Here is a 25,932-nt window from a genome sequence, read left to right as displayed (position 1 = left end):
TCTGGCGCTCATCCGAGTCATTTAGGTACGTTTTCGACAGCACCAGATCGGAGAGCCAGATGACCGACGTCCTCGTCGCACCCACCCAGGCGGGCGTCGCCCGGGTGACCCTCAACCGGCCCGAGCGGCACAACGCCTGGACCGTCGGGATGCAGGCGGCGTACTTCACCGCGCTGGAGGAGCTCGCCGCCGACCCGGACGTGCGGGTGATCGTGGTGACCGGCGCCGGCGACACCTTCTGCCCGGGCGCCGACACCGAGGCGCTCAGCCGCTACTCCGAGACCGGGACGACGAACCCCGCGATGGCGCTCATCGAGCAGCCCGAGTGGTACCCCGCGCTCGTGCCGAAGCCGATGATCGCCGCGATCAGCGGCATGTGCGCGGGCGTCGGCCTGGCCCAGGCGCTGCTGTGCGACCTGCGGATCGCCGCCCCCGACACCCGCTTCACCACGGCGTTCGCCAAGCGCGCCCTTCCCCCTATGCACGGGATGGTCCCCCTGCTCACCCGCGTTGCCGGCGATGCGGCGGCCGCCGAGCTGCTGCTCACCGCCCGCACCTTCAGCGGTGACGAGGCGCTCCGGCTCGGCGTCGTGACGTCGGTCAGCGAGAACCCCCTGGCGCAGGCGACCGAGCTGGCCGAGCGGATCGCGGCGACGTGCGCGCCGACGTCCCTGATGACCATGAAGCAGGCGCTGCTGGCGCCCTGGCTGCCGCGGATCGAGGAGGCGGTGACGCGCGTGGACGCCACGCTCGACGCCGTCCTCGGGTCGGCGGAGTTCCGCGAGGGCCTCGACAGCCTGCTCGAACGACGTCCCCCGGCCTTCCCCGGCCTGCGGATCGACCCCACCCACTGAGACGAGGCACCACCACCATGACCACGTTCGACCACCTCCGGCTGCCCGTCGTCGCGGCGCCGATGTTCCTGATCTCCGGGCCCGACCTCGTCGTCGCCGCCTGCCGCTCGGGGGTGATCGGCTCGTTCCCGAGCCCCAACTGCCGCACCGTCGAGGACCTCGACACCTGGATGGGCACGATCACCGACCAGCTCGCCGGCACCGACAGCGCCCCCTGGGCCCTCAACCTCGTCACCCACCGGACCAACACCCGCCTGGCCGACGACCTCCGCCTCGTCGCGGAGTACCAGCCGTCGCTGGTCATCACCGCCCTCGGCTCCCCGATCCCCGCGATCGAGACGGTCAAGGAGTACGGCGGCACCGTGATCGCCGACGTCGTCAACATCAACCTCGCGCGCAAGGCCGTCGCCGCGGGAGCCGACGGTCTCGCCTGCGTCTCCGCCGGCGCGGGGGGCCACACCGGGATGATGTCGCCCTTCGCCTTCATCTCGGCGGTGCGCGACTTCTTCGACGGCCTCGTCACGGTCGGCGGCGGGATCACCGACGGCGCCGGCATCGCCGGCGCGGTCGCCGCCGGAGCGAACCTCGTCTACATGGGCACCCGCTTCCTCGCCACCAGCGAGAGCCTCGCCCCCGACGCCTACAAGCAGATGGTCGTCGAGCACGGCCCCGACGACCTGATCGTCACCGACGGCATCACCGGGACGCCGGCGTCCTGGCTGCGGCCGAGCCTGCTCGCCAACGGCATCGACCCGGACACCCTGGTCAAGCCCACCGCGCGGGACTACGACTCGTCGTCCGGGAACGCCACCCGATGGAAGGACCTCTGGGCCGCCGGCCAGGGCCTGCAGACCATCCGCGCCGTCGAGCCCGTCGCCGACGTCGTCGACCGCCTGGCCAAGGAGTACGACGCCGCCGCCGGCCGCCTCGCCCGGCTGACCTCGGCCTGACGCTCCCCCCCGCCGAAGTACGCCGGTTGCGGGTCCGAAGTAAGGGGGTTGCGGCCGACTTCGGACCCGCAACCCACGCACTTCGGCGGGAGGGGGTCAGAGTCCGACGGCCTCGGCGGCGGTGTCGGTGGTCCGCCAGCGGCGGAGCTCGTCGCCGGCGGCCCAGGTGGAGTGGGTGCCGCTGGAGATCCGCTGGGGGAGCTTCAGCTTGCACACCGGCCCGTCCGCGACGCGGGCGGCGTCGAAGACCAGGCAGAAGGAGGCGTCCTGGTTCATGTCGGTGGTGAGGGTGACGAGGTAGCCGTCGTCCTCGGCGGTCGAGCCGACCCGCGGGGCCATGGCGGTCTCGCTGCCGTAGACGCCGTCGCCGAAGCCGTACCGCTCCTCGGTCCCGTCCTTGAGGTCGTGCCGGACGAGGCCGTCGAAGAGGAACCAGCCGGGCTTGCCGGTCGCGGCGTAGGCGTAGCGGTACTCCTGGCCGATGTGCGCGCCGTTCATCATCCCGAACTCGGTGATGGTGTCGCTGAGCTGCTCCTCCTTCACCAGCCCGGTGCGCAGGTTGAGGCGCCAGCGGTGCAGGCGGGCCTGGAGGCGGTCGAGGGCGAGGAAGCGGAAGGCGCGCTCCCAGCGGTCGCCCTCGGGGATGTCCTTCGGCTCGGGCTCGCCCTGGAAGAAGCCGTCGAGGACGATCTCGTCGCCGTCCTCGTAGGCGTTCACGAAGTGCAGCACGTACGTCGACTCCGCCTCGAACCAGCGGATCTGCGAGGTGTCGCCGCGCCGCGGGATGACGCCGAGGCGCGAGGGCAGGTCGCGGTGGAAGCGGGGCGCGTGGACGCCCTTCTGGAGCAGGTTCTCGTCCCAGAACAGGGGGAAGTCGTTGAGGATCGCGTAGTTCTCGGTGAACGCCATGTCGTGCGGGAGCCGCGGTCCCGGCAGCGGGACGTCGACGTAGTGGACGAGGTCGTTGTTCTCGTCGACGACGCCGTACTTCATGTGCGGCGCCTCCTTGCTGTAGTTGAAGAACAGCATCTCGCCGGTGCGCTCGTCGACCTTCGGGTGCGCGGAGACGCCCCAGTCGAACGGGAAGTGCCCGTTCCAGCTCTCCTTGCCGAGCGTCTGCAGCGAGAACGGGTCCATCCGGTAGAGGTCGCCGCACTGGTAGAAGCTCGTCAGCGCGACCCCCCGGTGGACGACGACGTCCGTGCTCGATGCGTCCTTCATCCGCTGCCGCGCGCCCCAGCCGTCGGTGCGCTCGCTGAGGGACGGCGACTCCGAGATCCCCGCCCACAGGGCGCGTCCCGAGTCGATCTCGGCCTGCAGCCCGTCAGTGCGGATGAACCGGTTGCGGTAGAACGCCTTGCCGTCGCGGAAGCCGACGACGTGGACCATCCCGTCGCCGTCGAACGGGTGGTAGAACTTCTTCGCCGGGTGCACCGGGTTCTCGGTGTTGCGCAGGTAGAGCCCGTCGAGGTCGGTGGGGATCTGGCCCTCGACGACCTCGAGGTCGTCGGTGCTCCACTCGTCGGTCTGCGGCCGCCAGGGACCGGTCCGGTAGGGGTGGTCGTCGTCCTCGGGCAACGTCGACAGGACCCGGCCGATCAGCTCGACATCCACAGTGTGCTTCCTCTCGTCGGGGGAGTGTCTAGGGGGTCAGCTCGCCGTGACGACGAGGCTGACGGTGGTGGCGGTCGAGCCGCCGAAGTTGAGCGTGGCCACGGTGTCGGCGCCGTCGACCTGGTAGTCGCCGGCGGTCCCGCTGACCTGCTTGCCCGCGTCGAGCAGCATCCGCACGCCGGACGCCCCGACCGGGTGCCCGCCGCCGATGAGCCCGCCGCTGGGGTTGATCGGGAACCGGCCGCCGAGCTCGATGTCGCCGTTCTCGACCGCCTTCCAGGACTCGCCCGGCTCGGTGAGGCCGATGTGGTCGATCGCGATGTACTCGCTGGGCGTGAAGCAGTCGTGGGTCTCGAGCGCGTCGACGTCGTCGAGGCGGACCTGCGCGCGGTCGAAGGCCGACAGCACGGCCTGGCGCAGGTGCGGCATGACGTACGGCTGACCCTCCGCCCGCGTGAGCTTCTGCTGGATGTCGAGGCCGACGGTGGTGTGCCCCCAGCCGGCGATCCGGGCGATCGGGCGCAGGCCCGGGTTGCGGGCCAGGAACGCGTCCGACACCAGGACGACGCCCGCGCCGCCGTCGGTGATCTGGCTGCAGTCGAAGCGGCGCACGCGGCCCTCGACCGACGGGTTGTCGGCCGGGTCGCCGGCCGGGCCGAGGTCGGGGACGTCCCAGCCGCGGGTCTGGGCGTTGGGGTTGCGGCGCGCGTTGGCGAAGTTGATCTCGGCGATGCGCGAGAGGTGGGCCTGGTCGATGCCGTAGCGGGCGTCGTACTCGTCGATGACCTTGTCGAACATGTAGGGCCACATGAACGAGGCGTCCTCGCCCTCGTGCCCGGTCCACGCGGCCGCGCCGAGGTGGCGCGCGGCCTCGTCGCCGCCGACGGTCTTCTCGAGCTCGAGACCGAGCACGAGCGCGACGTCGTAGTTGCCGGCCCGCAGGTCCGCCATCGCCCCGAGGACGGCGATGCTGCCGGACGCGCAAGCCGCCTCGTGCCGCGCGGCGGGGACGCCCCAGAGGCCGGGGTGGACGGTGGCGGGCATCGCGCCGAGGTGTCCCTGGTGCGTGAAGAGCTGCCCGAACGCGTTGCCGACGTGGATGACGCCGATCTGCTCGGCGTCGACGCCGGCGGCCGCGAGGGTCGCGTCGACGACCTCGGAGGCCAGGTCGGCGAAGTCCTTGCCCTCGCGGTGCAGGTTGCGTGCGAAGTCCGACTGGTAGCCGCCCAGCACCCACACGTCCGTCGTCCGCAGGCTCATCCGCCTCATCTCCTCACGTCTTTGCGCAGGGCGCTTGCCACAGCGTCCCGTTCACACTACAACTAACAGAGGTTCTAGGGAAGAAGCGTCCCCGAACCGCACGACATCGCCGTGAATCGCCCCCGAGAGGACACCCGAACGTGAACGGATCGACGCAGCCCGAGGACGTCTGGGCCGACCAGGTCGCCATCGTGACCGGCGGCGGGAAGGGCCTGGGCCGCGCCTTCGCGCTCGACCTCGCCCGCCGCGGCGCCCGCGTGGTCGTCAACAACCGCAACCGCCAGGTCGACGCCGACGGTCGTGGCCCGGCCGACCACGTGGTCGCCGAGATCACCGCTGCCGGCGGGACGGCGATCGCGCACCACGGCGCGGTCGAGGACCCCGACTCCGCCCGCTCCATGGTCGCCCTCGCGCTCGACACCTGGGGCCGCCTCGACAGCGTGATCACCAGCGCCGGCATCAGCAACCCGCAGATGTTCCACAAGACCACCCCGGAGAACTTCCGGCAGGTTCTCGACGTCAACGTGCTCGGCACCGTGCTCGTGACCTCCGAGGCCGCGCGGGTCATGCGCGAGGCCGGGCGCGGCCGGATCCTCATGGTCGCCTCGACGGCCGGGCTCCACGGCGAGACCACCGTGTCGGCGTACGCCGCGAGCAAGGGCGCGGTGATCGCGCTCGCCAAGACCGCAGCCGCCGAGGGCGCCCCGAAGGGCGTCCACACCAACGTCCTGCTCCCCTACGCGACCACGCAGATGACGGAGACCAACATGGACGGGCGCTATGCCGACCTGCTCACGTCCGAGAAGGTCGCCCCCGTCGCGACCGCCCTCGTCGACCCGCGGTGCGCGCTCAACGGCACCACCATCGTCGCGGCGGCCGACGGCATCCGGATCGGCGAGACCGCCGAGGGCGCGACCGTGCGCTTCCCCGGCACCGAGATCGCCCCCGAGGAGCTCGTCGCCCTCGTCGACCGCAGCCGGGCCGGCGAGCGGCGCACGTTCCCCGAGGCGCAGGCCGCCTTCCAGGACTTCGCCGCCGACCTCGTCTGAGCGCGGATCCCCCACTCCACCGAAGGAAACCCCACATGTCCTACCCCTGGGGCGATCTCGCCCTCAACCTCGCCGTCAGCGCGGGCGCCGTCGTCGCCGTCATGGCGATCGTCATGGCGGTCGCGTGCCTGATCAAGAACCAGTCGATCATCGACATCGTCTGGGGGCCGGGCTTCGTCGTCGTCGCGGCGGTCAGCTACCTGGTCTCGTCCGGCTCGGACGGCGACGACACCCGGCGTCTCGTCGTCCTGCTGCTGACGGCGATCTGGGGCCTGCGCCTCGGCTTCTACATCGGCAAGCGCAACCTCGGCCACGGCGAGGACCCCCGCTACACCGCGCTGATGCGCCACCAGGAGGGCAACCTCGTGGTGTTCCTCGTGCGCAAGATCTACGGCCTGCAGGGCGTCCTGATGTGGTTGGTCTCGCTCCCCGTGCAGGTCGCGATGTACGAGGACGCCGCGCTCGGCGTGCTCGGCGCGCTCGCGATCGCGGTCTGGGTGGTCGGCTTCGGCTTCGAGTCGATCGGCGACTGGCAGCTCACCCGGTTCAAGGCGGACCCCGCCAACCAGGGCAAGGTCATGGACCGCGGCCTGTGGGCGTGGACCCGGCACCCCAACTACTTCGGGGACTCCTGCGTGTGGGCGGCACTCTGGCTGCTCGCGCTCGGCCACCCGATCGGCCTGGTCACCGTGCTCTCGCCGGTGATCATGACCGTCCTGCTGCTGCGCTACAGCGGAAAGGCCCTGCTGGAGCGGCGGATGCTGCGCAGCAAGGGCGACGCGTACGCCGCCTACCTCGAGCGCACCAGCGGCTTCTTCCCGATGCCGCCGCGCCGGGTCCGGGCCGGCTGATGCGGACGACGTCCAAGCTCGCCGGGCTCCTCGACCTCACCGAGGTCGGGGAGCTGCGGTGGACCACCGCGTCCGACAACCTCGGCCTGCCGCAGCTCTTCGGCGGCCAGCTCGTCGGGCAGACGCTCGTCGCGGCCGGACGCGCGCTCGGCGACGACAAGACGATCCACTCGTCGTACACGTCGTTCCTGCGGGCCGGACGTCACGACGAGCCGCTCACGCTCGCGGCCGAAGTCGTGCGGGCGGGGCGCCAGCAGGCCACGATCCGGGTCGAGGTGCAGCAGGGCGACCGGCTGCTCTGCGTCTCGACCGTCACCGGCGGCGTCGTCGACGACGGCATCGCGCACCAGCGTCCGGCCCCGCAGACCCGGGCCCCCCACGACTCGCCGCCGTTCGCCGAGCTGGCCGAGGCCGACGGCGGCCTGAGCGCGATGTGGGACGGCATGGACAGCGTCGAGGTCCGGGTCGGCGACGTCGACCCGGCCGCTCACGCCGCGCACTCGGCCGCACCGCCGGTCCACGTGTGGATGCGCGCCACCGACGAGCTGCCCGACGACCGGCTCTTCCACATCGCCGCCGCGGGCTACCAGAGCGACCTGATGCTGATGTCGACCGCGGTCACCCCCCAGGGGCTCGCGGTCGGCATGGAGAACACCTTCGCTCGCGACTGGTGGGCGGTCTCGCTCGACCACGCGATGTGGTTCCAGGGCGACTTCCGCGCCGACGACTGGCTGATGTGGGAGCACGTGACGCCGATGGCGCACGCCTCCCGGGCGCTGGTCCAGGCAACGGCGTTCACCGCCGACGGCGCGGCGGTCTGCCACGTGACGCAGCAGGCGCTGCTGCGCCGTCAGGCGTAGTCGCTAGGCGTAGTCAGCACGGAAGGGCGTGGCGAGCGGCCGGGTCAGGACTCCTGGCTCGGCCGCGACCACGAACGGCAGGCCGTTGATCACCTGGCCGGCGAGGCCGTACTGCTCGGCGCCCATCCGGCTGAGGTCGTCGGGGTGCTTGACCATGTCGATCGCGATCCGGACGCCGGGGTGCCCGGTCACGTCGACCCGCCACAGCGGCGGCTCGGCGTCGTCGAGGTGGCTGCGGTCGACGTACCAGTGGATCGACATGGTGAGCCGGCGCTCGCCGTCCACGATCGCGTGCCAGCGCCAGTTGGTGTGGCCGATCGTCCCGGCCGGGATGACGCCGGCGGGGACCTCGAGGTCGCGCGCCGTCGCGTGGACGACGTGGTCGGACTCGACCCGGTCGAGGGTCATGCCGAGCCGGTGGGCGACCGCGGAGAGCGTCTCCTCGTACATCCCGTTGAGGGACGAGACCGGGCCCCAGGACAGGTCGTTCGGGTCGACGGACGCCGGGTCGGCGCCGAAGCCGAGGGCGTCGAACAGGTAGGCCGGGTTGCGGACCTCCGAGGCGTCGGCCGCCTCGACGATCTCGATGTGGTCGACCGACAGGCACACGCTGGTGGCGACGGTGGCGACCTGCTCGGCGATGAACCCCGGGTTGAGGCCGGCGCCCATCAGCGAGGAACCGCCCTCCTGGCAGGCCTTCTGCAGCCGCGCGAGCCGCTCGCCGCCCCAGTGCTCGGGGTGGCTGTAGCCGTTGATGCTGATCACGTTGCTGCCCGACGCGAGGATCCGCACCAGGTCGTCGTCGTGGCTGCCGTAGGGGCCGAGCCGGCCCGCGTGGACGACGACGTCCGCCTTCAGCGCGAGGATCTCGTCGACGTCGTTCGTCGCCAGGACCCCCGTAGGTGCGCGGTTCGCGAGCTCGCCGGCGTCCCGGCCGACCTTGCCCGCGCCGTAGACGTAGACGCCGACGACGTCGACGCCCGGGTGGTCGATCATCGAGCGCAGCGCGGCCTTGCCCATCGCGCCGGTCGCCCACTGCACCACGCGGTAGGTCATCGTGCGGTCCTCTCCACGACCATGGCCATCGAGACGCCGAGCGCCGCCGGGATGACGAGCAGGCCGTAGCGGCCCTCGCGCCGGGCGAGCAGGTCGAGCGCGTTGGCGAGGATGATGCCGCCGCTCGCGCCGAGCGGGTGCCCGACGGCGACCGCGCCGCCCTCGATGTTGACCCGCTCCGGGTCGAGGCCGAGCTCGCGCACGAGCAGCAGCGGCGTCACCGAGAACGACTCGTTGAGCTCGGCGACGTCGACGTCGCTCGCGGCGATCCCAGCGCGCTTCAGCGCCAGGCGCGCGGCCTCGACGGTGCCGTCGAGACCGGGCGAGCGGACGGCGGTGTGGGCCCAGCTGACGATCCGACCGACCGGCGGGCGGCCCAGGTACTCGGCCACACGCTCGGAGCCGATCACCGCGGCCGAGGCGCCGTCGCACAGCTGCGGCGCGGTGGCGACGGTGTGCAGACCCTCGGCCGGACGGGTGAATCCGGGGAACCGGCGCTCCACGCGCGCCCACAGGGGGTCGTCGCCGAACAGGGGGGACATCTGCGCGAGGCCCTCGAGCGTCGTCCCGGCGCGGGCGCCCTCGTCGCGGTCGAGCAGGACGACGCCGTCCTGCCGGACGGGGACGACGTGGCGGCCCGGCTCGGCCGCGGCCGCGCGCTCGTGGGAGCGCACCGCCCAGGCGTCGAGCTCGGTGCGCGAGAAGCCGTGCTTGGCGGCGGTCAGGTCGGCGGAGACGCCGATGGTCACGAAGCCGGTGAGCTCGCCGAGCTCCTCGTCCAGCGCGAAGGCCGGACGGTCGCTGAACATCGGAACCCGCGACATCGACTCGGCGCCGCCCGCGACCACCAGCTCGGCCATCCCGGCCTTCACCTGCGCGGCACCGGTGGCGAGCGCGTCGAGCCCGGAGGTGCACATCCGGGAGACCATCCCGGCGGGCGTGGTGTCGGGCCAGCCGGCCTTCATCACCGCCATCCGCGGGACGTCGGCCGCCTGCTCGCCGTGGATCGTGCTGACCCCGGCGACGATGTCGTCGACCGCCTCGGGCGGGACGCCGCGGTCGGCGAGCTCGGTGAGCAGGCCCGCGAACAGCTCGTACGCCGGGACGCCGGCGAGCGTGCCGCCGTCCTTGCGGACCCGGCCGCGGGGCGTGCGGACGGCGTCGTAGACGTAGGCCTCGGTCATCGGGCGACCTCCTGCCGCAGCTCGCGCTTGAGGAGCTTGCCGACCGGGTTGCGCGGCAGCGCGTCGCGCACCTCCAGCCGCTCGGGCAGCTTGTAGCTGGCGATCTTGTGGCCGCGCAGGAACTCGACCAGCTCGTCCAGCGTCAGCGTCGCGTCGGGCCGCAGCGCCACGACGGCCGCGACCCGCTCCCCCAGCATCTCGTCGGGGTCGCCGATGATCGCGACCTCGGCGACCGCGGGGTGCTGCGCGACGAGACCCTCGAGCTCGGCGGGGGCGATGTTCATGCCACCCCGGATGACCATGTCCTTGGAGCGGTCGACGTACTTGAGGAACTGGTCGTCGTCGCCGGCGATCTCGAAGATGTCGCCGGTGCGGAGCATGCCGTCGTCGTCGAGGAGGTCGGCGAGCCGCGCCCCGCCGACGTACCCGGCGAAGAGCTGGGGTCCGCCGATGAACAGCTCACCGGGCCGGCCGGGCTCGGTGACCTCCTCGCCGGTGGACTGGTCGACGAGCTTGATCCGCGTCCACTCGGCCGCATTGCCCGTCCAGGACGTGCCGTGGTGGCCGTAGCGCGGGAAGTACTGCGCGCGGTCGTCCGGGTCGGGGAAGTCCTCGAGGCTCGACAGCAGGCAGATGCCCTCGTTGGAGCCGAAGAAGTTGATGATCCCGATCCCGTGCCGCTCCTGCCACCCGTGCACCATCGCCGGCTGCAGCGGCGCCGAGCCGGAGCCGATCCGGGTGACGCTCGACAGGTCGATCTTCGCGAGCAGCTCCTCGTTGTTGAGCAGCATCCACAGCAGCGCGGGCGGCGCGAGCGTGTAGGTGACCCGCTCCTGCGCGATCTGCGCGAAGAACGTCGTCATGTCGAACGGGTGGTGCTGGACCATCGTCGCGCCGGTCCGCAGCCAGGGCAGCAGCATCCCGTTGATGCCGGCCATGTTGATGATCGGGAAGGTGTTGAGGATGACGTCGTCCTCGACGATGCGCGGCGCGTCGACCGTGCACCACGAGAAGAGCATCCAGTCGTAGTGCGCGCGCATCACGCCCTTGGGCGCGCTCTCCGTGCCCGACGTCCAGCAGATCGTGGCGAGCCGGTTGGGGTCGCTGGGGTGCTGGTCGCGGTGCTGCTCGACCGCCCGGCGGTCCGCGTCGGACGCGGCCTGGGGGACGACGACCACCGCGCCCTCGACGCTGCTCGCGGCGGTGAGCTCGGCGCCGTACGCGAGGACGGCGGCGAGGCTCGGGATGCGCGTCTGAGCGGCGACGGCCTCGGCCGCCATCGCCCGGTCGCCGAAGCGCTCGGCGGTGACGAGCACCTTCATCCCCGCCGCGCTCGCCATGGTGACGACCTCGTGCTCGCGGTACTGCATCGCCAGCGGCGACACCGCCGCCCCGATCGTCCATGCTGCGAGGTAGACCTCCGCCAGCTCGGCGGTGTTGGGCAGCTGGACGCCGACCACGTCGCCCGCCGTCACCCCGAGCTCGAGGAGGCGGGCTGCGAGGTGGGTGACCTCGCCGTCCAGGTCGCGCCAGGTGAGCCGACGCGGCGCGGAGCCGACCAGGTCCTGCCGGTTGGCCGGATCGACGATCGCGAGGCGGTCCGGGTGGGCCGCGACCCGGGTCCGGAACAGCCCGTCCCCGGTCTCGTCGGTCCACCAGCCCCGGGAGACGAACTCCTCGACCCGCTCCTGCGGATGGAGGCCCTTGACGACGGTCACGCTCACGTTGCTCGTTCTCCTTGGTCGGGTCGGGGCGGGCCGGCTCACCCGAGGGCCGGGGCGCTGCGCTGTGTGAGGCAGGTTACTGCAACAAACAGAGTTACTCAACGGACGCTTGCCCCTCCGGCTCCCGGGAGTAGTCGCAGCGGGGAAACCGGCAACCGAGAGGCCGAAGGCGAAGCCGAGGTGGCGGCCGCGTAGCGGCGGCGCGGACGAAGTCCGTGCCGGCAACCCGCGCCGCAAAGCCGGCCGTCAGGGCCCCGCAGTCAAGGCCGGGCGAAGCCCGCCGCGCAGCGGACGAGCGAAGCGAGGGCCTTGACGGCGGGAGACGGCCGGCCAAGCGCGGCCGCCACCGCAACCCAGCTCACCCGGCAGGCCCACCCACTACCGAACACGAGCACCAGGTCGCACCTCGCACCCGCAACCCACCCACCTCGCACCCGCAACCCACCCACTTCGCGCCCCGACCCACCAGGACGCCCGACCCCCCGGGTCGTATCCTGCTCCGGTGCCCGCCGCCGACCCGACCGCGGACCACTCGGTCCCCCCTCACCGGCCCGGCTCGAACTCGCTCTCCCGTGGCTTCGGTCTGCTCGGCGACGAGTGGTCGCTGTTCCTGCTGCGCCTGGCGCTGCTGGGGCGCAGCAAGTACTCCGAGTTCCGCGCCCAGCTGCCGATCTCCCATGCCGTGCTCACCAACCGGCTCGACACCCTGGTCCGCGAGGGGCTGATCGAGAAGCGGATGTACTCCGAGCGCCCGCCGCGCTCGGAGTACGTGCTGACCGAGCGGGGGCGCTCGACGTGGCCGATCCTGACGTCGATCTGGGGGTGGGAGCTGGCGTGGGTGTCGCACCACTCGTACGAGACGCCGCCGATGCACCACCGGGCGTGCGGCAAGGACTTCGCGCCCGTCCTCACCTGCGGGCACTGCCGGCAGCCGGTCACGGCGCGCGACCTGCGGGCCGCGTGGGGGCCGACGGGGGGATGGCGTGAGTCGGTGCCCGAGACGACGACGCGACGCCGGTCCGGCTCGCGGGGGACGGCGGTCGACCACAGCTTCTACCCCGACACGATGGCGGTCTTCGGCAACCGGTGGTCGTCGGCGCTGGTCGGCGCGGCCTTCCTGCGGGTGCACCGGTTCACCGACTTCCAGACGCTGCTCGGCGTCCCGCCGGGGCTGCTGGCCGACCGGCTGAGCGCGCTGTGCGAGCGGGGCATCCTCGAGCAGGTGCGGACGGCGACGCGGCCCGACTGGGCCGAGTACCGGCTCACCGAGAAGGGCCTGGCGGTCTTCCCCGTGATCGCGACGACGATCGAGTGGTCCGAGCGCTGGGTGGGCTCGCCGGACGGACCGGCCATCGAGATCAAGCATCCCGCGTGCGGGAGCGCCTTCCACGGCGTCCTCGTGTGCGACCAGTGCGGCGAGACGCTCACCGGCGCGCAGATCGAGCTCGGCTCCGTGCCGAGCGCCGCGGGGACGACCCCCGAGAGCTAGGGCACCAGGTAGGCGATCGTCTCGGCCACACACACCGGCTGGTCCGCGTGCTCGCGCTCGATCGTCACCGTCGTGCGCACCTGGACGCCGGCGCCGAACGCCTCGACCGCCGTCACCTCGACGCCGGCCCGGACCCGCGCGCCGGGCGACAACGGCGCCGGGAAGCGGACCCGGTCGCAGCCGTAGTTGACGCCCATCGAGAAGCCGCGGAAGTCGTGCACCTGCGCGCTCAGCAGCGGCACCAGGGTCAGCGCGAGGTAGTCCGTCGTCCCGGTGGCGGCGGCGAACCCGTCGAGGCGCGCGCGGTCGACGACCACCCAGTCCGAGTGGCCGAGGTGCTCGCCGACCGCGCCGGCGAGCTCCTCGACCCGGGTGAAGACCCGCACGCTCAGCGGACCCGCACCTCGACCCCGCTCAGCTGGACGGTCCGCGGCGCGACGCCGGGCGCCGCGGCCAGGTCGACCGCCGTGAACGTCTTGCGCTCGCCCGCGACGAAGCGCACGACGCGCTCGCCGAGGCGCAGCTGCGGCGTCCCGTCCACCTCCTCGAGGGGGACGTCGAACACTGCGCTCCACCGCTCGGCCTGGGCCTGCGGGTCCGGCGATGACATCTCCACCGCGAGGACGTCGACCACCTGCGGCGCCGCGGGCTCGGGCACCTCGATGGCGTCCCAGAACCACACGTCCGGGTCGGCGATGCCGTCGAGCTCGACGAGCAGGCCCATGTCCGCCGGGTGCAGCTGGACGACGCGGTGCCCGTCGACCGGAAGGTCCGCGACCAGGCGGATGCCGAGGCGCTCGGCCGCCGCCGCGCGCTCGTCGACGTCGGAGACCTGGATCGAGAGGCAGTAGCCGCCCGGACCGCCGCCCTTGGCCAGCCACTGCGCGATCGACACGTCCGCGTGCAGCGGCGCGACGAGCTCGAGGTGGGCGACCGGGCCGACCCGGATGGTGTGGTCGGCCAGTCCGATGTCGGCGAGCATCGGGTCCTCGAAGCCCGCCCCCAGACCGAGCTCCTCGCGGACCTCCTTGGCCGCCACCTCGACGTCCTCCACACCCAGCACCACCTGGCGCAGGATCGACCAGTGCGTCATCCGACACTCCTCTCGTGGCCGGCCCACCAGGGGGCCCGCAGCTCTCTCTTGAGCACCTTCCCCGACGGGTTGCGGGGCAGTGCGGCGACGACCTCGACCGCGGTCGGGCACTTGTAGTGGGCGAGCCGCTCGCGGGTGAACGCGATCAGCTCGGCGCCGTCGATCGTCGCCCCGGCCCGGGGGACGACGACCGCGAGCGGCGTCTCGCCCCACTTCTCCGAGGGGACGCCGATCACCGCGACCTCCTGGACGGCGGGGTGCGCCATGATCGCGTTCTCCACCTCGGCCGGGTAGATGTTCTCGCCGCCGGACATGAGGAGGTCCTTGATCCGGTCCATGATGAAGACGTAGCCGTCCTCGTCCCGGTAGCCGGCGTCTCCGGTGCGGAACCAGCCGCCGGGCCAGAACGCCGCGGCCGTCTCGTCGGGACGCCGCCAGTAGCCCGCCGTCACCGACGGCCCGCGCGCGCAGATCTCGCCGACCGCGCCGGCCGGGAGGTCCGCACCCGTGTCGGGGTCGACGATCCGCAGCTCGATGCCGGGCACCGCGCGCCCGGCCGAGCGCAGCTTGCTGTCCGGGCCGACGACGTGGTCGGCCGGCGCCAGCACCGTGGTGACGCCGATCGTCTCGGTGAGCCCGTAGCTCTGCGCCAGGTCCGCACCGAACATCTCCTGCGCGCCCACCATGACGGTCTCCGAGATCGGCGAGCCGCCGTACACGACGCAGCGGACGCTGGAGTAGTCGGCGGCCGAGGCCTCGGGGCTGCTGATGAAGAGCTGCATCAGCGTCGGCACCATGATCACGTGGGTCGCGCGGTGGCCCACCAGCTGGCCGAGGATGTTCTGCGGCGTCACCTCGGTGAACTGCACGATCCGGCCGCCGGCGTTGAGCGCGAGGAGCGACCAGCCGCCCGCCGCCACGTGGTAGTACGGCGTCGGCACCAGGCTGACGGCGTCGCGGCCGGCGTCGAACTGCGCGCTGAACGCCTCGACCGCCCACAGCATGCTCGCGACCGTGGTCATGACGCCCTTGGGCCGCCCGGTCGTGCCCGACGAGTAGATGAGGGTGAGCAGGCCGTCGCCGGTCACCTCGCGGTGCGGGTCGGTCGCCGGGTGGGTGCCGAGCCAGTCCTCGAACGCCTGCCAGCCGGGGCGGGCCGTCGGCGTCGCGTCGCCCTGGGCGAAGACGAGACGGTGCCCGTCGTACGCCGGGGGGACGAGGTCGGCGAGGTGCTCCTCGGCGACGACGACTGCCGGGTCGGCGTCCCCGAGGATCCACTCGATCTCGCTCGCGGAGAGCCGGAAGTTGAGCGGGACGAGCGCGACGCCGGCCTTGGCCGCGCCGAAGAAGAGCTCCCAGTACTCGGTGGCGTTGCGCGCGAGGTAGGCGACGCGGTCGCCCTCGACGAGACCGAGCGCGACGAGGCCCGCCGCGACCCGGCTGGACCGGGTGTCGAGCTCGCCGAAGGTCACCGGCCGGCCCTCGCCGACGATAGCGGGATCGCCGGGGTGGGCGGCGGCCGCGCGGCGGACCATGTCCGCGACGGAGTCCATGCTCAGCGGTCCAGGCCGGTGACGCGGCGCAGGGTCGCGATGAGGGCGCTGCGCTCCTCGGGCGTCTCCCGGGTGGCCTCGGTGCGGTGGGTCTCGCGAGGACGCCGGTCGTGCCAGAACTGCCCCGAGCTGCGGGCCGGCTCGTCGGCGGAGGCCAGCCAGACGGCGGTGTCCGCGCCCTGGGCCGCGGTCCGCAGCACGTCGCCGAAGCGGCGCACGAAGCTGTCCATCGAGGCGCTCTCGAGCAGGCCGGGCGTGGACGCCCAGCCGGGGTGGGTGACGTGGCAGACCACGCCGGCGTCGGCGAGCTGCGCGGCGCGCTCCTCGGTCACGATGATCTGCGCGCGCTTGGTGCGCGAGTAGACGGCCTTGGGGTCGAAGACCTCGTTCGCACCGGTCAGGTCGCCGAGGTCGATGCGCTGGCTGTACGCGCCGCCCGACGTCATCTCGATGATCCGGGACGGCGCGGAGGCGACGATCCGGTCGAGGAGCAGCTCGGTCAGCAGGTAGGGCCCGACCATGTTGGTCGCCCAGGTCAGCTCGACGCCGTCGACCGACAGGAGCCGCTCGTCCTGCATGCCGCCGGCGTTGTTGACGAGGACGTCGATGCGCGGGAACCGCTCCAGCAGCTCGGCCGCGGTGGCCCGGACCGAGGCGAGCGACGCGAGGTCGCAGGTGACGGCCTCGACGGCGCCGTTGCCGCCGGCCTCCTGGATCTCCCGCGCCGCGGCCTCGGTCCGCGCCCGATCACGGCCCATCACCACGACGTGCGCACCGAGCCGGGCCAGCTCCTCGGCCGCCGCGCGGCCCAGCCCGGCGGTGGACCCGGTGACGACGACCGTCTTGCCGGCGACGTGCGCCATGTCGGTGTCGTCCCACGTGGGCCGGCGCTTCTCGTAGCCGAGCCGGCTGAAGCCGGTCGTGTCGTCGGCCGCCACCTCGGCGTCGAGCTGCAGGTTGTCCATCGGTGCTCCATCCGTCTCGCGCGGCGCTGTGACAGCCATTACTATCGCAAACAGAGTTAGTGGTCAACGATCCCCGAGAGGTCCCCGATGAGCCCTTCCGAACCCACCCGACTGGCGGTCCTGCTCGACAAGCAGGAGATCCAGGAGGTCGTCGTCCGCTACATGCGGGGCATCGACCGCGGCGACCTGGCGACCGTCGCCGGCTGCTACCTGCCCGGCGCCACCGAGGACCACGGCGGCCTCTTCGTCGGCCCGGCGACCGACTACCTCGCCTCCGTCGCGGACGCCCTCACCCACCCCCGCGCGGTCACCACCCACTTCACGACCAACGTGCTCGTCGAGCTGCCCCCCGAGGACGCCGACACCGCGCGGGTCGAGTCGTACGTCCTCGCCTTCGCCCGGGTGCGCCGTCCCGACGGGGGTGTCGGCGACACCCTCACCGCCGCCCGGATCGTCGACGAGTTCGCCCGCGAGGACGGCCGCTGGGGCATCCGGCACCGCGTCCTGCGCTGGGAGTGGAACCACGACATGGACCGCACCGAGGGCTGGGCGTTCGGCCTGATCGCCGGCCCCGACAGCCCGCTGCGTCGCAGCGCCAAGCACCCCGACGACGTCCTGTACGCCGACTCGCTCGCCCCGGAGGCCCACGCATGAGCACCCTGAAGGGGGCCCGCGTCGAGGGCGCCCGCATCCTCGTCACCGGCGCCAACCGCGGCATCGGCCTCGCCTTCGTCGAGGAGGCCCTCGCCCGCGGTGCCGCCACCGTCTACGCCGGCGTCCGCGACCCGGACGACATCACCCCCGAGCTGGCCGCCACCGGCGCGCGCGTCGTCCGGCTGGAGGTGACGTCGGCCGACGACATCGCCGCGGCCGCCGCCGCGTGCACCGACGTGAACGTCCTCGTCAACAACGCCGGCTACTTCGGCAACCACCGCCTCGTCGAGACCGACGACGCCGCGGTCGCCCGCCGCGAGATGGAGGTCAACTACTTCGCCCCCCTCGCCCTCACCCGCGCCTTCGCCCCCGTCCTCGCGGCCCAGGGCGGCGGCTCGATCGTCAACGTCCTCTCGGTCGCCGCGATCGCCCCCACCCCCTTCATGGGCGGCTACTCCCCCTCCAAGGCCGCCGCCCTCTCCCTCGGCGGCATCGCCCGCGCCGAGCTCGAGCCCCACGGCATCACCGTCACCTCCCTCATCGTCGGCTCGGTCGACACCCGGATGGCCGCCCACGTCGACGGCACCAAGGAGCAGCCGCGCGACATCGCGTCCGTCGGCCTGCGCGCGATGGCACGGGGCGAGTGGACGTGCGACACCGACCGGATGGCCGTCGAGTCGCGGGCGCGGCTGGCGCTCGACCCGGTGCGGTACGAGCGGGGGCTGGGGAAGCTGCTGCACGCGGCGTCGCTGTCGACGAAGGCGTGAGCCGGCGCCGGGAGCACCGGCCCTAGGCTGACCCCGTGCTCTACGAGGTCCTCCACTCCGTCGTCCCGCCGCTCGCTCGTGCGGCCTGGCGGCCGCGCGTCGAGGGCATCGAGAACGTGCCGGCCTCCGGCGCGGTGCTGCTCGCGAGCAACCACCTGAGCTTCGCCGACAGCGTGGTGATCCCGATCGTGGCGCCGCGCAAGGTCGTCTTTCTGGCCAAGGCCGAGTACTTCACCGGGTCCGGGATCCGGGGCCGGCTCAGCAAGGCGTGGTTCGAGGGACTCGGCATGGTGCCGGTCGACCGCAGCGACACCCGCGCCGCGCTCAACTCGCTCGACGTCGCCCTCGACGTCCTCGGCCGCGGGGACGCCTTCGGCATCTACCCCGAGGGCACCCGCTCGCGGGACGGGCGTCTCTACCGCGGGCGCACCGGCGTCGCGCAGCTCGCGCTCACCGCCGGCGTGCCCGTCGTCCCGGTGGGCCTGATCGGGACCGACGAGCTGCAGCCCGTCGACGCCCGCTGGCCGCGCCTGGCCAAGGTGACGGTGCGGTTCGGCGCGCCGCTCGACTTCACCGGGCGGTTCGAGGGGGTCGCGCCGGGACGGGCGCGGCGCGAGGCGACCGACGAGATCATGGCCGCGATCCAGGCGCTCACCGGGCAGGACGAGGCGGGCGTCTACAACGACCGGCCCGTCGAGGCCTGAGCCGCCGATCTCCTGCGGGGCCTCCGACACGCCCCTAGCCTGCTGCCATGGATGAACAGGCGCCGCGCGTCGTGCCGCCCGGCTGGTACCCGGATCCCGAGATGACCAGCACCCAGCGCTATTGGGACGGCGAGAGGTGGACCGACAACGTCGCACCCCTCACCTCCCTCCCGCCGCACGCCATGGACGCGGGCTCCTCGAAACAGGTCATCACCGCCCTCGTCGTCGCCGCCTCCGTCGGCGGCGGCATCCTGAGCCAGCAATCGGTGTCGGTCATGTCGGGCAGCGGGATCGTGTGGACGGGTGTAGCGCTCTGCGTCGCGGCGTCCTTCGTCACCTGGGTGGTCAAGACGATCCCCGGGTGGGCACGGGCCATCTGCGTCCTCATCGCAATCGGGGCGATCATCACCGGATTCTCGGTCGAGCAGCAGCTCGACGAGCGACGCCAGGAGATCGGCAACATCCTCAACCAGCCGTAGCCGCCGCTCAGCCGACCGGATAGTCCACCGGCAGCGGCGAGACCGGCTTCGTCGTCCCGAAGGCGAAGGTGGTCTCGATCGAGGCGAGCGACGGGATGCCACGCAGCCGCTCCCGGACGAAGTCCTCGTACGCCGCGAACGACGGGACGACGACCTTGACCAGGTAGTCCTGGTCGCCGGCGAGGAGGTAGGCCTCGACGATCTGGGGGACCCCGCGCAGCTGCTCCTCGACCGCGTCGACGACGTCGGCGCCGTGCAGCGACAGGGTGAGCCGGACGAACGCGGTGATGCTGAGGCCGACCGCCTCGGGGGAGACCACGGCGCGGTAGCCGGTGATGACGCCCGCCTGCTCGAGCGCCCGGACCCGGCGCAGGCACGGGGACGGCGAGAGGCCGACCCGGTCGGCGAGCTCCTGGTTGCTGAGGCGTCCGTCGAGCTGGAGCTCCAGGAGGATGTGGCGGTCGATGTCGTCCAGGGTGGTCACGTGGCAGATTCTGCTACAGATCGCCGGAATCGGGGCACGATTGGCAATCGTAAGCCTCGCCGATTTCCCTATCGTTGCTCGCAGGTCGGATCGACGAGAGGGCGAGCAACGTGGTGCGCGAGAGCGGTGCGAGGACGACGGGGTACGCCGCGCTGGCGATGACGGTGGTGCTGTGGTCGTCGTTCGCGCTCTCCTCGCGCGCGATCGGAACGTCGAGCCTCACCGACACCGACGCGGCACTGATCCGCTTCCTGGTGCCGCTCGTCGTCCTGGCGCCGTTGGTGCCGCGCACCGTCCGCGCCCTCGCCCGCGAGCGGACGACGACCCTGCTGCTCCTGCTCGCCGGCGGCCTGCCGCACTACCTCGTCATGGCCCTCGGCGCCGGCCTGACCAACGCCGGCCTGACCGGCCTCCTCGTCCCCGGCACCGTGCCGCTCTTCGTGACCCTCCTGCTCGTCCGCCGCCAGCGGGTCCCCGCCCGCGGCCTCCTCGCCCTGGGGGCGATCGTCGCGGGCATCCTCGCCAGCGCGACCCTGGTCGGCACCGACGGCGGCGCGACCGGCATCGTGCTGCTGGTCTCCGCCGGCGGCATCTGGGCGTTCTACACGCTGGGCCTGCAGCGGACCGGGCTGGCGCCTCTCGAGGTCGTCGTCACGGTCTGCGCGATCTCGGCGCTCGGCGGCCTCGCGCTCGCGCTCACCGGCGCGGTGCCCGCGCACCTGCTGACCTCGCCGGGCGAGGTCCGGGTGGGCGACGTGCTGGGGTTCGTCGTCCTGCAGGGCGTCGGGACCGGGCTGCTCTCCACGCTCTGCTACGTCCACGCCGTCCGCGTCCTCGGCAGCAGCGTCGCCGCGGTCGGCGGCGCGCTCAGCCCGGTCCTCACCGCGCTCGCGGCCGTCCCGCTGTTCGGCGAGACCCTCGGCGGCGGCATGGTCGTCGCACTGGCACTGGTGGTGGCGGGCGTCCACGTCTTCAACCGGACGCCACCGGTACCGCGGACCACCCGAGCGGCCTGGCCGGCCGCGCGCGGCCCACTACCCGCTCCCGTGGCCCTGGTGCACGCCGCCGAGGCCCGGCCCTAGCTCCCGCCGAGTGCGACGGTCCGCCGCGGGCGAAAGGGTCGCATTTCGAGCGACCGCCAGGGGCAACGGAAATCGTTGACAGGAGATATCTCACATGTCAACATGGCGTATCGCTTGACGTGAATGAGGTTCTGCAAGCGGTCGAGATGTAGATCGACGGTCACGGTGATGCCGAGTGCCCCGATGGCCGACCTTCTGCTGACGTATCCACCCGTTCGATGCACGCCATGAATCGCGCGTGACGGACGCTACGTCAGAAAGGAGTCGATCCGAATACCTCACCATCTGCTGCGACTCATCTCCCCTGGGTCGCACCCGCCACTCAGCGGCGGGCCCTCGTCGGCCGTTGGTGAGAGCGCGACACCCCCTCTCTGATTCGACGTCGTTCCCGCGACGTCGATTCGTGTCGCCCTGATTCCGGGGCGCGAGCCTCTTTTGGCGACCCAAGAAATCCGATCGCTGCCTACAAGTGAGGAACGATGAAGCCCTTTTCGAAGTTTGTGCTCAGCGGATTGACCGTTGTTCTCGGATTGACCATCAGCGCGTGTGGTTCGGACTCCGACGCCGGCGACAAGTCGGCCCGCCAGCCGGTGGAGGGCGTGGCCGACATCGCGGGCTACGCCCCCGACGACGCGGCATGCCAGCGGAACAAGGATGCCGGGAAGATCACCTACATCTCGTCCTACAGCTACGCCGCCAGCGGCTCGATCATGGACGTCTTCATGGCGCGGGACCTGGGCTACTACGACGCCCTGTGCCTCGACGTCGAGATGAACACCGCCGGTGCGTCGGGCCAGCAGCTGGTCAACGCCAACAAGGCCCAGTTCACCTCCGTGGGTTCGGCGCCCAGCGTCCTGGACACCGTGGCGAACGCCGACAACATCACCGCCGTGGCGACCTACGGCACCACCGACCCCCACTGCATCCTGGCCAATAAGGACATCAAGACCCTCAAGGACCTGGAGGGCAAGCGGCTCGGCTACTTCACCCAGGTCGCCCCGGTCGCCCGGGCCCAGCTCGCCAAGGCCGGCGTCGACCTGGACAAGGTGAAGTTCACCAAGATCACCAACTACGACCCGACCATCGTCACCCGCGGCACGATCGACGCCGAGATCGCCTACGCGTCGAGCCAGTGCGCCAGCCTCAAGGACCAGGGCATCGAGTTCAGCGAGTTCCTGCCGGCCGACGCAGGCGTCGAGAGCACCTACAGCGTGATGGAGGTGAACTCGACCTTCCTGAAGGAGCACCGGGACACCGCCGCCGACTTCATGCGGGCCACCTTGAAGGCGCTCCAGTACTGCCTGGACAACGAGGACACGTGCGTGGAGCACGTGACCGAGCTGGCCGGCGAGGACAACCAGGGCGACTCCTTCCCGCTGGACCAGCAGAGGCGAACCTGGGCCGTGGAGTCGCAGTGGATCCGGGACAGCACGGTCAAGCCGCTGGGCGCCCACACCCGCGACGAGTGGGAGGCAGCCGCTGCGCTGACCCGGGAGTTCAGCGACGTGAAGGACATCCCGGACCTCGACACCGTGGTCGACTTCGACCTGGTCACGGACTTGTACGACGCCGACGACGTGCTGATCTGGCCCGGCGAATGAACGCGGCGCTGACCACCACAGGTGCCGAGGTCCTGGCCCGAGGAGTCACCAAGAGGTTCGGCGTCCGGGGCCAACCGGTCACGGTTCTCGATGACGTCGACCTGCGCATCGCCCCGGGCGAGTTCGTCTCGGTGATCGGCCCCAGCGGCTGCGGGAAGTCCACGCTGCTGCGCATCATCGCCGGCCTCCTGGATGCCGACGAGGGCTCGGTCGCGATCAACGGCGAGGCAGTTCCCCAGGCGATCCGCCACAAGGCGATGGGACTGGTGCCGCAGACCCCGGCCCTGCTGCCCTGGCGCTCGGTGCGCGACAACGTCCTGCTGCCCACGCAGGTGAACACCGCTGCCAACGCGGGCCGCAACCTGCTGGACGTCGACGAGCTGCTCACCTCCTTCGGCCTGGGCAAGGACCTGCGCAAGTACCCGCGGCAGCTGTCCGGCGGCATGCAGCAGCGCGTCGCGATCGCCCGCGCCTTCGTGTTCGACCCGCCCGTCCTGCTCATGGACGAGCCGTTCTCGGCCCTGGACGAGATCACGCGAGACCAGCAACGACTCGGGCTCCTGGACTTCTGGCAGTCCAACCGGCGCTCGGTCATGTTCATCACGCACTCGGTACCCGAGGCGATCCTCCTCTCGGACCGCGTGGTGCTGATGGCGGCTCGACCGGGACGCATCGCCGAGATCACCGAGATCGACCTGCCCCGGCCCCGGGACGAATCGGTGTTCCTGAGTCCGCAGTTCCGTGAGTACGAGATCCGAATCCGCGAGGGGCTGAGGAGGGTGATGAAGAATGCCCAGGACTGAGAAGGCATCCAGCATGACCATGGAGCTGGAGCAGACGCGTCGACCACGTGCCGAGAAGGCCGCCGGAAAGCCCGTGAAGAGTGCGGTTCCCAAGGTCTCTGCCTGGGCGCGCTGGCGTTTCGGACTGTGGGTTCCACCCCTGGTCACCTTCGTGGCGCTGGGGATCGCCTGGGAGTACGTGGCCCACTCGAACCCCTTCGTCATCCCGCCCCTGGGAAATATCGCCGAGAGCATCACCAACGACCCGAGCGCCTACTGGAACAACCTCCTGGTCACCCTGAAAGAGGTGGCCGTGGGAGGCGGCGCGGCCATCGTCCTGGGTTATCTCCTGGCCGTTCTGATGTGCGAGTTCAAGATCCTGGAACGCGCTCTCATGCCGGTGGTGATGGTCATCATGGTGACCCCGGTCATCGCGATCGCTCCGGCGCTGGTGGTGGCCTTCGGATTCGGGATGCTGCCCAAGTACATCGTCACCATCATCGTGGCGATCTTCCCGATCCTGATCAACTCGCTGGCCGGGCTCAGGGCCGTGGACCCGGGCACGCTGGACGTGCTCCGGGTGGTCGACGCGAGCAGGTGGGAGATCTTCTGGAGGCTGCGGTTCCCGGGGAGCATGCCCTACTTCTTCGCCGGGCTGAGGATCGCCATCCCCTTCGCCATCATCGGGGCCGCGGTCGCCGAGTTCGTGGCTGCTGGAGAGGCGGCCGGACTGGGAGCCATGGTCTCCATCGCCGCATCCCAGGCGAACCTCGAAGTGACCTGGGCCGGGATCTCGATGTTCTGCGTGCTCGGCCTGCTCTTCGTCGCCGCGTTGACGCTGCTGCGCCGTCGGATCCTGTGGTGGGACAACCACGGCCGCGCCCCCAAGTAGTGCCGGAGCCGGCCCGGGCCCGCGCAGACGGGCGGCCGGCAGTGACGTTCAAGAGTCCACAGATGAGTGAGAGAAGAAAGGTGTTCGTTGTGAAACCTGGAGTGAAGTTCACCAGCATGATCGAGTCCACGAAGGAGGACTGGGACCTCATCACGCCGGGCTGGGCGACCGAGCAGAGCAAGGTGCCCGAGCACGCCCTGCAGATGTTGCGGACCCTGGGGGACGCCAAGGGCGAGTTCCCGATCACCCGGCTCGAGCACTCCCTGCAGACGGCCACCCGCGCCGAGGCAGACGGTCGGGACGAGGAGTACATCCTCTGCGCGCTGCTGCACGACATCGGGGACGTGATGGCTCCGGCCAACCACCCCGACATCGCCGCGGCGATCCTGAAGCCGTTCGTCTCCGAGGCGAACCACTGGATGGTCGCCAACCACGACGTCTTCCAGGGGTACTACTTCTGGCACCACCTCGGGTGGGACCGCAACACCCGGGAGAAGTTCCGTGGCTCCGAGTACTTCGAGTACACCGAGGAGTTCTGCTTCAAGTACGACCAGGCCGCCTTCGACCCGGACTACACGAGTGCGCCACTGGAGCACTTCGAGCCGCTGGTGCACAAGATCCTGTCCCGCAGGAACTCGTTCTGACCGGTGGGGTCGGGGCCGGCTCCAGCCGGTCCCGCCCCACCTGCCGCCCCCGGGCGCGTGCCGCCGGGGAGCTCGTTCATCACGAACCGGAGTGGAGGAGGGGAGATGTCGTTGCCTGCGTTCAGGGTCGAGGACCTGCGTGTGTACGACTTCGAGTTCGACGGGTTGCCGCACGCCATGGTGCGGGTGCGACTCGACCAGGGAGTGACGGGATTCGGCGAGGCGAGCGACGGGTACGGGTTCGCCCATCCCGGCCTGCTGCGCACGATCGTGCAGGACGTGCTGGCGCCGCTGCTGGGACGACCGGGCCTGGTCTCGGTGCCCCAGGTCGCCGGTCTGCTGAAGGCGGAGCTGCGACGCCGCCCCGGGCTCGCCGGGCCGGTCGGCCACGCCGTGAGCGCGGTGGAGATGGCCCTGTGGGACGCGGTGGGTCGCCGGGACGGGCTCAGCGTGCGCAGCATGCTGGGCGGCCACCGGGAGCGACTCGGGGTCTACGCCTCCAGCCACTTCCTCTTCCAGGGCGATGCCGACTGGCACGTGCACCACCTCGAGCCCTGGCTGGCGAGGGGGGTGAGTGCGGTGAAGCTCCGGCTGGGGCTGGACTGGCGCACGGACCTGGCGACCCTGGCTCAGGTGCGCGATCGACTGGGGCCGGCGGTCGACATCTTCGTGGACGGCACCGAGCACTACAGCCTGGACACGGCCCTGCGCGTCAGCCGGGCCCTGGCCGACCTGGGGGTCTCGATGTTCGAGGAGCCCCTCCCCCAGGAGCGGCACCTGGGCGTGCAACGGCTGGTGGATCAGTCGGCGGTGGCGATCGGGTACGGCGAGCACTTCGGCATGGCGGGGGACTACGACCGCGCCATCAGGGACGGGCGTGCCGACGTCCTCCAGCCGGACCCGGCCACCTCCGGAGGGCTGCTCGAGATGGTGCGGATCGGGGAGATCGCCGAGCGGGCCGGTGTCCCGGTGATGCCGCACTCGGCCGCCGGTCCCGTCGCCTTCGCCGCGAACCTGCACGCCTCCAGCGCCCTCACGACCCTGCGCCTGGTGGAGTTCCCCTACTCGATGGCGGAGCCGTGGCACGAGATCCTCGACGCGAACCCCTTCACCCTCGAGCACCTGGACGGGGGTGCGTTCGCGGTGCCGACGGGGCCGGGGCTGGGCATCGAGGTGGATGAGGCCGCACTGGCCGGGCGCTCCACGCGGGTCCTCGACATCGAGGTGCCGGCCAGCACTGCGGCTTGGACCGACTGGTCACAAGGCAACGTCTGACCTGCGGCTTCTCGGCTGTCGACAATTCTAGATCCTTGCTGACGGTTGCTGCATGTACGCGGTACA

General features: G+C 71.6%; 26 protein-coding genes. 16 read left to right on the top strand and 10 right to left on the bottom strand.

The features are described from left to right. The first annotated feature begins 59 nt into the window (after positions 1-59). A complete protein-coding gene (locus BM223_RS18545; RefSeq protein ID WP_038675835.1) occupies positions 60-854 on the top strand; it encodes an enoyl-CoA hydratase-related protein in 795 nt (264 codons plus the stop codon). A gap of 17 nt (positions 855-871) precedes the next feature. Further along, the gene (locus tag BM223_RS18540) at positions 872-1,804 is read left to right on the top strand and encodes an NAD(P)H-dependent flavin oxidoreductase (RefSeq protein WP_038675833.1); all 933 of its coding nucleotides are present in this window, start codon (positions 872-874) and stop codon (positions 1,802-1,804) included. 96 nt (positions 1,805-1,900) lie between these two features. Here the strand turns inward: BM223_RS18540 and BM223_RS18535 are convergent, their stop codons facing one another. Together BM223_RS18535 and BM223_RS18530 are read right to left on the bottom strand one after the other, a co-directional pair. After that, on the bottom strand, positions 1,901-3,418 hold the full coding sequence (locus BM223_RS18535; protein ID WP_038675831.1) for a carotenoid oxygenase family protein: 1,518 nt from the start codon (positions 3,416-3,418) through the stop codon (positions 1,901-1,903). 36 nt (positions 3,419-3,454) lie between these two features. Continuing rightward, positions 3,455-4,678, bottom strand: coding sequence for an acetyl-CoA acetyltransferase (locus BM223_RS18530; protein ID WP_038675830.1), 1,224 nt, complete (start codon positions 4,676-4,678; stop codon positions 3,455-3,457). 140 nt (positions 4,679-4,818) lie between these two features. Between BM223_RS18530 and BM223_RS18525 the strand changes: the two genes are divergently transcribed. The 3 genes from BM223_RS18525 to BM223_RS18515 are packed head-to-tail and all read left to right on the top strand — an operon-like array spanning position 4,819 to position 7,438. Next, positions 4,819-5,727: an SDR family NAD(P)-dependent oxidoreductase gene (locus tag BM223_RS18525; RefSeq protein WP_052138070.1), complete on the top strand. Its 909-nt coding sequence runs from the start codon at positions 4,819-4,821 to the stop codon at positions 5,725-5,727. Between the two features lie 35 nt (positions 5,728-5,762). Then, entirely contained in the window at positions 5,763-6,578 is an 816-nt protein-coding gene (locus tag BM223_RS18520; protein ID WP_038675828.1) for a DUF1295 domain-containing protein, read from the top strand. Then, positions 6,578-7,438: an acyl-CoA thioesterase gene (locus BM223_RS18515; RefSeq protein ID WP_038675826.1), complete on the top strand. Its 861-nt coding sequence runs from the start codon at positions 6,578-6,580 to the stop codon at positions 7,436-7,438. Before BM223_RS18520 ends, BM223_RS18515 begins: the two co-directional genes overlap by 1 nt. A gap of 3 nt (positions 7,439-7,441) precedes the next feature. On the opposite strand, the gene BM223_RS18510 is transcribed toward BM223_RS18515, so the two are convergent. Genes BM223_RS18510 through BM223_RS18500 form a run of 3 tightly spaced genes read right to left on the bottom strand, consistent with a single transcriptional unit; the run spans position 7,442 to position 11,402 of the window. Continuing rightward, positions 7,442-8,494, bottom strand: coding sequence for an NAD(P)H-dependent amine dehydrogenase family protein (locus BM223_RS18510; protein ID WP_038675825.1), 1,053 nt, complete (start codon positions 8,492-8,494; stop codon positions 7,442-7,444). Further along, positions 8,491-9,678 carry a thiolase family protein gene (locus BM223_RS18505; RefSeq protein WP_038675824.1) on the bottom strand — a complete coding sequence of 396 codons (1,188 nt, stop codon included), beginning with the start codon at positions 9,676-9,678 and terminating at the stop codon, positions 8,491-8,493. Before BM223_RS18505 ends, BM223_RS18510 begins: the two co-directional genes overlap by 4 nt. Further along, entirely contained in the window at positions 9,675-11,402 is a 1,728-nt protein-coding gene (locus tag BM223_RS18500) for a class I adenylate-forming enzyme family protein (protein ID WP_235319084.1), read from the bottom strand. The genes BM223_RS18505 and BM223_RS18500 overlap by 4 nt, the downstream gene beginning before the upstream one ends. A gap of 502 nt (positions 11,403-11,904) precedes the next feature. Here BM223_RS18500 and BM223_RS18495 point away from each other — a divergent pair. After that, on the top strand, positions 11,905-12,891 hold the full coding sequence (locus BM223_RS18495; protein WP_075018673.1) for a winged helix-turn-helix transcriptional regulator: 987 nt from the start codon (positions 11,905-11,907) through the stop codon (positions 12,889-12,891). On the opposite strand, the gene BM223_RS18490 is transcribed toward BM223_RS18495, so the two are convergent. The 4 genes from BM223_RS18490 to BM223_RS18475 are packed head-to-tail and all read right to left on the bottom strand — an operon-like array spanning position 12,888 to position 16,502. After that, positions 12,888-13,277, bottom strand: coding sequence for a hotdog family protein (locus BM223_RS18490; protein ID WP_038675822.1), 390 nt, complete (start codon positions 13,275-13,277; stop codon positions 12,888-12,890). The genes BM223_RS18495 and BM223_RS18490 overlap by 4 nt on opposite strands. A gap of 2 nt (positions 13,278-13,279) precedes the next feature. After that, complete coding sequence (locus tag BM223_RS18485; protein WP_038675820.1) at positions 13,280-13,984, bottom strand: VOC family protein; 705 nt, start codon at positions 13,982-13,984, stop codon at positions 13,280-13,282. Then, on the bottom strand, positions 13,981-15,537 hold the full coding sequence (locus BM223_RS18480; protein WP_038675819.1) for a long-chain-fatty-acid--CoA ligase: 1,557 nt from the start codon (positions 15,535-15,537) through the stop codon (positions 13,981-13,983). The genes BM223_RS18485 and BM223_RS18480 overlap by 4 nt, the downstream gene beginning before the upstream one ends. A 2-nt stretch (positions 15,538-15,539) precedes the next feature. Beyond that, entirely contained in the window at positions 15,540-16,502 is a 963-nt protein-coding gene (locus tag BM223_RS18475) for an SDR family oxidoreductase (protein ID WP_038675817.1), read from the bottom strand. A gap of 87 nt (positions 16,503-16,589) precedes the next feature. On the opposite strand from BM223_RS18475, the gene BM223_RS18470 reads away from it, so the two are divergent. Genes BM223_RS18470 through BM223_RS18455 form a run of 4 tightly spaced genes read left to right on the top strand, consistent with a single transcriptional unit; the run spans position 16,590 to position 19,106 of the window. Then, a complete protein-coding gene (locus tag BM223_RS18470) occupies positions 16,590-17,156 on the top strand; it encodes a nuclear transport factor 2 family protein (protein WP_038675815.1) in 567 nt (188 codons plus the stop codon). Continuing rightward, on the top strand, positions 17,153-17,923 hold the full coding sequence (locus BM223_RS18465) for an SDR family oxidoreductase (RefSeq protein WP_038675813.1): 771 nt from the start codon (positions 17,153-17,155) through the stop codon (positions 17,921-17,923). Before BM223_RS18470 ends, BM223_RS18465 begins: the two co-directional genes overlap by 4 nt. Positions 17,924-17,958: 35 nt before the next feature. Then, positions 17,959-18,627 carry a lysophospholipid acyltransferase family protein gene (locus BM223_RS18460; RefSeq protein WP_038675812.1) on the top strand — a complete coding sequence of 223 codons (669 nt, stop codon included), beginning with the start codon at positions 17,959-17,961 and terminating at the stop codon, positions 18,625-18,627. Between the two features lie 47 nt (positions 18,628-18,674). Further along, entirely contained in the window at positions 18,675-19,106 is a 432-nt protein-coding gene (locus tag BM223_RS18455; protein WP_082003473.1) for a DUF2510 domain-containing protein, read from the top strand. A 7-nt stretch (positions 19,107-19,113) separates the two neighbouring features. Here BM223_RS18455 and BM223_RS18450 read toward each other — a convergent pair whose 3' ends face one another. After that, the gene (locus BM223_RS18450; protein WP_141267426.1) at positions 19,114-19,590 is read right to left on the bottom strand and encodes an Lrp/AsnC family transcriptional regulator; all 477 of its coding nucleotides are present in this window, start codon (positions 19,588-19,590) and stop codon (positions 19,114-19,116) included. A 110-nt stretch (positions 19,591-19,700) separates the two neighbouring features. Here BM223_RS18450 and BM223_RS18445 point away from each other — a divergent pair, with 110 nt between their 5' ends. From BM223_RS18445 to BM223_RS18420, 6 genes are all read left to right on the top strand, one after another. After that, complete coding sequence (locus BM223_RS18445; RefSeq protein ID WP_200887045.1) at positions 19,701-20,672, top strand: DMT family transporter; 972 nt, start codon at positions 19,701-19,703, stop codon at positions 20,670-20,672. Between the two features lie 530 nt (positions 20,673-21,202). Then, positions 21,203-22,273 carry an ABC transporter substrate-binding protein gene (locus tag BM223_RS18440; protein ID WP_200887044.1) on the top strand — a complete coding sequence of 357 codons (1,071 nt, stop codon included), beginning with the start codon at positions 21,203-21,205 and terminating at the stop codon, positions 22,271-22,273. Next, on the top strand, positions 22,270-23,076 hold the full coding sequence (locus BM223_RS18435; protein ID WP_052138067.1) for an ABC transporter ATP-binding protein: 807 nt from the start codon (positions 22,270-22,272) through the stop codon (positions 23,074-23,076). The genes BM223_RS18440 and BM223_RS18435 overlap by 4 nt, the downstream gene beginning before the upstream one ends. A 13-nt stretch (positions 23,077-23,089) precedes the next feature. Beyond that, the gene (locus BM223_RS18430; protein WP_200887043.1) at positions 23,090-23,947 is read left to right on the top strand and encodes an ABC transporter permease; all 858 of its coding nucleotides are present in this window, start codon (positions 23,090-23,092) and stop codon (positions 23,945-23,947) included. Positions 23,948-24,063: 116 nt separating this feature from the next. Next, the gene (locus BM223_RS18425; RefSeq protein WP_200887042.1) at positions 24,064-24,591 is read left to right on the top strand and encodes an HD domain-containing protein; all 528 of its coding nucleotides are present in this window, start codon (positions 24,064-24,066) and stop codon (positions 24,589-24,591) included. 105 nt (positions 24,592-24,696) lie between these two features. Continuing rightward, on the top strand, positions 24,697-25,866 hold the full coding sequence (locus BM223_RS18420) for a mandelate racemase/muconate lactonizing enzyme family protein (RefSeq protein ID WP_038675808.1): 1,170 nt from the start codon (positions 24,697-24,699) through the stop codon (positions 25,864-25,866). Positions 25,867-25,932 lie beyond the last annotated feature (66 nt).

Origin of the sequence: Pimelobacter simplex (assembly GCF_900114845.1) — a bacterium.
Classification (GTDB): Bacteria; Actinomycetota; Actinomycetes; order Propionibacteriales; family Nocardioidaceae; genus Nocardioides; species Nocardioides simplex.
This window is presented reverse-complemented; position numbering and strand designations above follow the sequence as displayed.

Bases quoted from the DNA above. Each gene is read 5' to 3' on its own strand.
- BM223_RS18545 (WP_038675835.1), top strand. From the start codon at position 60: ATGACCGACGTCCTCGTCGCACCCACCCAGGCGGGCGTCGCCCGGGTG.
- BM223_RS18540 (WP_038675833.1), top strand. From the start codon at position 872: ATGACCACGTTCGACCACCTCCGGCTGCCCGTCGTCGCGGCGCCGATG.
- BM223_RS18530 (WP_038675830.1), bottom strand. From the start codon at position 4,678: ATGAGCCTGCGGACGACGGACGTGTGGGTGCTGGGCGGCTACCAGTCG.
- BM223_RS18520 (WP_038675828.1), top strand. From the start codon at position 5,763: ATGTCCTACCCCTGGGGCGATCTCGCCCTCAACCTCGCCGTCAGCGCG.
- BM223_RS18515 (WP_038675826.1), top strand. From the start codon at position 6,578: ATGCGGACGACGTCCAAGCTCGCCGGGCTCCTCGACCTCACCGAGGTC.
- BM223_RS18510 (WP_038675825.1), bottom strand. From the start codon at position 8,494: ATGACCTACCGCGTGGTGCAGTGGGCGACCGGCGCGATGGGCAAGGCC.
- BM223_RS18505 (WP_038675824.1), bottom strand. From the start codon at position 9,678: ATGACCGAGGCCTACGTCTACGACGCCGTCCGCACGCCCCGCGGCCGG.
- BM223_RS18485 (WP_038675820.1), bottom strand. From the start codon at position 13,984: ATGACGCACTGGTCGATCCTGCGCCAGGTGGTGCTGGGTGTGGAGGAC.
- BM223_RS18480 (WP_038675819.1), bottom strand. From the start codon at position 15,537: ATGGACTCCGTCGCGGACATGGTCCGCCGCGCGGCCGCCGCCCACCCC.
- BM223_RS18475 (WP_038675817.1), bottom strand. From the start codon at position 16,502: ATGGACAACCTGCAGCTCGACGCCGAGGTGGCGGCCGACGACACGACC.
- BM223_RS18470 (WP_038675815.1), top strand. From the start codon at position 16,590: ATGAGCCCTTCCGAACCCACCCGACTGGCGGTCCTGCTCGACAAGCAG.
- BM223_RS18465 (WP_038675813.1), top strand. From the start codon at position 17,153: ATGAGCACCCTGAAGGGGGCCCGCGTCGAGGGCGCCCGCATCCTCGTC.
- BM223_RS18455 (WP_082003473.1), top strand. From the start codon at position 18,675: ATGGATGAACAGGCGCCGCGCGTCGTGCCGCCCGGCTGGTACCCGGAT.
- BM223_RS18435 (WP_052138067.1), top strand. From the start codon at position 22,270: ATGAACGCGGCGCTGACCACCACAGGTGCCGAGGTCCTGGCCCGAGGA.
- BM223_RS18430 (WP_200887043.1), top strand. From the start codon at position 23,090: ATGACCATGGAGCTGGAGCAGACGCGTCGACCACGTGCCGAGAAGGCC.
- BM223_RS18425 (WP_200887042.1), top strand. From the start codon at position 24,064: ATGATCGAGTCCACGAAGGAGGACTGGGACCTCATCACGCCGGGCTGG.
- BM223_RS18420 (WP_038675808.1), top strand. From the start codon at position 24,697: ATGTCGTTGCCTGCGTTCAGGGTCGAGGACCTGCGTGTGTACGACTTC.